Genomic DNA, 3,827 nt, shown 5'->3' with positions numbered 1-3,827 from the left:
GTGTAAAGATGGTTCAATCATTACTTTAGAGGGCATAGAGGGAACTGACAAGACTATTGAAAGGGCCTATGAATATGCAGGTGACAGCTGTATTTTGGTTAAGATGGCTAGACCTCAACAAGATATGAGGGTAGATATACCAGCAATTGGTTTAGATACCATAAAAAAAATAATATCTATCGGTGGAAGAGGCATAGTTGCAGAAGCTAATAAGATGTTATTTTTAGATAAAGAAGAGAGCATAAAGTTAGCAAATGAAAATAATATTTTCATTGTAGGAGTAAAGGTATAGGGGAGGGACAGTATGAAGTATTTTGTTTCCACAGGTGAAATTTCAGGGGATCTACACCTATCATATCTTGTAAATGCAATGAATAAAATTGACAACAATGCCAGTTTTTTTGGAGTAGCAGGAAAGCACTCCAAAGAAGCTGGTGTTACTGTTATACAGGATATAGATGAATTAGCTGTAATGGGATTTTGGGAAGCTTTAAAAAAATATAAATTTTTGAAAAAAAAACTATATGAATATATAGAGTTTATAAAAAAAGAAGGTATCAAGAAAGTAATCTTAGTAGATTATGGGGGATTCAATTTAAAATTTATGGAACTCCTAAAAAAAAATATAGAAGATATAGAGATATACTATTATATCCCTCCTAAAGTTTGGGTTTGGGGAGAAAAACGTGTAGAAAAATTAAGACATGTAGATCATATAGTAGTTATATTTCCATGGGAAGTAGATTTTTATAAAAAACATGGAATAGATGTGATCTATTATGGTAATCCATTTTTAGATATCTATAAACGAATAGACAATAGGGAAGAAAAGATACTTTTACTCCCCGGTAGTCGAAAAAAAGAGGTACAAAAACTTCTTCCTATAATGCTAGAAGTCGTAGAAAAATCTGTTAATGAAAACTTTATATTAAAGTTAGCCAAAAGTGAACACCTAAAATGGATGGATTTGGATATAAGCAAGTATAAAAACTTAGAAATTATAGATGATCTATCTCTCAAAGATGTAGTAAAACAATCTAAATATGCCATAGCAGCTTCAGGGACGGTAATATTAGAGTTGGCACTTTTGGGATTACCAGGAGTTGTAATCTATAAGATAGATAAACTGAGTGGATTTATAGGGAAACATATATTAAAATTAAAATATGTTTCTTTACCTAATTTGGCGCTAGATAGAGAAGTTTATAAAGAACTCCTACAAGGAGACTGCAATAGGGATAATATCCTAGATGCAATACAAAATATAGAAAATAACAGGGAATATTTTGAGAAACAGATAGGTGAAATAATAGAAAAACTAGGCGGAAATAATATAATAGAAAAGTACGCTAAATTCTTTTTAAAAGGGAAGTAATATGAATAATATAAAAACAAAAATTCAAAAAACATCATTAAAAAAGATGATTGAATATGGGATGAACTATAAATACAGATTTATTCTTATTGTAGTGTTATCTTTAATTGTAGGATTAACAAAAGCCCTTCCAGCATGGTTATCTAAATCATTGATGGATGATGTACTTATAGCAAAAGATATGAAAAAGCTAATATTGGTATCGGGTGGTTTGGTTATAGCAACTATTATAAAAGGATTTGCCATGTACTATAAGGAAATTTTTTCTTCTTATACAACTAGATTAGTAGTAAGAGATATCCAGCAAGATATCTATAGACATCTTCATAAATTGAGTCATTCTTATTTTGATAGAACTCCTCAAGGGGAGATAATGGCAAGGATTAGTGGCGATGCAGGAAACTTAGGTAAGATTGGATTTATGATATTTCAGATCCTACCAGAATTTTTAACGATAACGGTACTACTTATAGGGTTATTTAGAATCGATATATTGTTAGCTCTAATGACCTTGGTGTTGCTACCTGCCATGATGGTGATTCTAAAGAAAATTTTGAAAAAAATAAAAAAAACCGCAAGAAAAAGACAAGACCAGAGAGGGGAACTAAACTCTCTTATTCAAGAATCTCTATCTGGAATCAGAGTTGTAAAAGCATTTGCAACTGAGGAAAATGAGATAAAAAAATATGAAGAAAAAAATATGGAAGTATTGAATACTGAATATAGAAATAAGAAGGTAGAGGCAAGGATCTCACCTATAAATGAAATAGTAACTACTACTTTAACTGTAGGTGTATTACTCTATGGTGGAAATAAAGTTATCGTTGACGCAAACTTTACAGCTGGAGATTTGGTATCATTTTTAACTTCATTGGGACTTATGTTTGAACCGCTAAAAAAAGTAATTAAAAGAGGTAGTGAACTAATGTCTATAATGCCTTCAGCTGATAGAGTAATGGAGTTACTAGAAGAAGTACCAGAAGTAGTAGAAAAAGAAAATGCATCAGATTATGGGGATCTTTTACCTAAGGTAAAATTTGAAAATTTAAAATTTAAATATGGTAAAGATTTGGAGTATGCCATAGACAATGTTAATTTTGAAGCAAATGCTGGAGAGATAGTAGCTTTAGTAGGTAGGAGTGGAAGTGGGAAAACAACCTTGGTAAATTTAATTCCTAGATTTTATGAGATTGAAGATGGTTCTATAACTATAGATGGAATGGATATACGAGATCTAAAAATGAAAGGATTAAGAGACCATATAGGAATAGTTCCTCAAGAGACATTTTTATTTAGTGGTACGATATACTCTAACATTCTTTATGGTGCAGGAAGAGAAGTAACGAAAGAGGATGTTATAAATGCTGCGAAGATGGCTAATGCTCATAACTTTATAATAGAGTTTGAAGATGGATATGATCAAGAGGTTGGAGAGCGAGGGACACTATTATCTGGTGGTCAAAAACAAAGAATAGCCATAGCTCGTGCACTCCTAAAAAATCCTGAAATCATGATCTTAGATGAAGCTACATCTGCTCTAGATACAGAATCTGAAAGATTGGTTCAAGACGCTTTAGAAAAATTAATGGTAGGAAGGACAACCTTTGTAATAGCCCATAGATTGTCTACAATAGTTAATGCAGATAAGATCGTAGTTATGGACAAAGGAAAAATAGCAGAATCAGGAAGTCATGAGGAATTATTATCTTGTGATGGAATTTATAAAAAATTATATGAAACACAATTTGGAGAAGAATAAATTATATAGGAGACATAAATAATGAGTATTTTAAGAGATGACAAAAGAACGAATGAAGACTTGAGACAAGTAAATTTAATAACAGGATTCACTATCCATGCTGAAGGATCTGTATTGATAGAGATGGGAAATACAAAAGTAATTTGTACTGCCTCTGTAAGTGAGAGTGTACCTAGATTTTTAAAAAAAACAGGTAAAGGCTGGCTTACAGCAGAATATTCTATGTTACCAAGAGCCACTGAAGATAGAAATAGAAGAGAAGCTTCGATGGGTAAATTAGGTGGAAGAACTATGGAGATTCAAAGATTAATTGGAAGATCTCTTAGAGCATGTTTGGACATGGGTAAATTAGGAGAAAGAAGTATAACTATTGACTGTGATGTTATTCAAGCTGACGGAGGAACAAGAACGGCTTCTATAACTGGTGGATATGTAGCTCTTGCCATAGCAATAAATAAATTAGTTGCAGATGGTAAGTTAGAAGTGTCTCCAATAATTTCAAATGTAGCTGCTATCAGTGTAGGAGTAGTCGGTGGAGTTCCTATGTTAGATCTTAAATATACTGAGGATGCTAATGCAGATGTAGATATGAATGTAATAATGAACTCTGAGATGGAATTTGTTGAAGTACAAGGTACAGGAGAGGAAACTACATTTACAAGAAAAGAATTAAATGGTCTATTAGATCTAGCT

Annotated in this window: 4 protein-coding genes; all 4 read left to right on the top strand. The window is 32.0% G+C overall.

All coding sequences use genetic code 11. The features are described from left to right. Positions 1–292 (top strand): UDP-2,3-diacylglucosamine diphosphatase LpxI domain-containing protein (gene lpxI / locus WBG30_RS09610; RefSeq protein WP_424504436.1); only part of this gene is annotated, 292 nt, incomplete at its 5' end. 12 nt (positions 293–304) lie between these two features. Continuing rightward, entirely contained in the window at positions 305–1,375 is a 1,071-nt protein-coding gene (gene lpxB / locus WBG30_RS09605; protein WP_424504435.1) for a lipid-A-disaccharide synthase, read from the top strand. Between the two features lies 1 nt (position 1,376). Further along, positions 1,377–3,134: an ABC transporter ATP-binding protein gene (locus WBG30_RS09600; RefSeq protein ID WP_424504434.1), complete on the top strand. Its 1,758-nt coding sequence runs from the start codon at positions 1,377–1,379 to the stop codon at positions 3,132–3,134. Positions 3,135–3,161: 27 nt separating this feature from the next. Beyond that, on the top strand, positions 3,162–3,827 hold a 666-nt coding region (gene rph / locus WBG30_RS09595), incomplete at its 3' end, for a ribonuclease PH (RefSeq protein WP_424504437.1).

The organism is Psychrilyobacter sp. (genome assembly GCF_049671765.1).
Taxonomy (GTDB): Bacteria; Fusobacteriota; Fusobacteriia; order Fusobacteriales; family Fusobacteriaceae; genus Psychrilyobacter.
The sequence above is the reverse complement of the archived record's forward strand: the minus strand, read 5'-3'. Positions and strand labels throughout refer to the sequence as shown.

What these genes read in the sequence shown, in the direction of transcription:
- lpxB (WP_424504435.1), top strand. Translation starts at nt 305, where the DNA reads ATGAAGTATTTTGTTTCCACAGGTGAAATTTCAGGGGATCTACACCTA.
- WBG30_RS09600 (WP_424504434.1), top strand. Translation starts at nt 1,377, where the DNA reads ATGAATAATATAAAAACAAAAATTCAAAAAACATCATTAAAAAAGATG.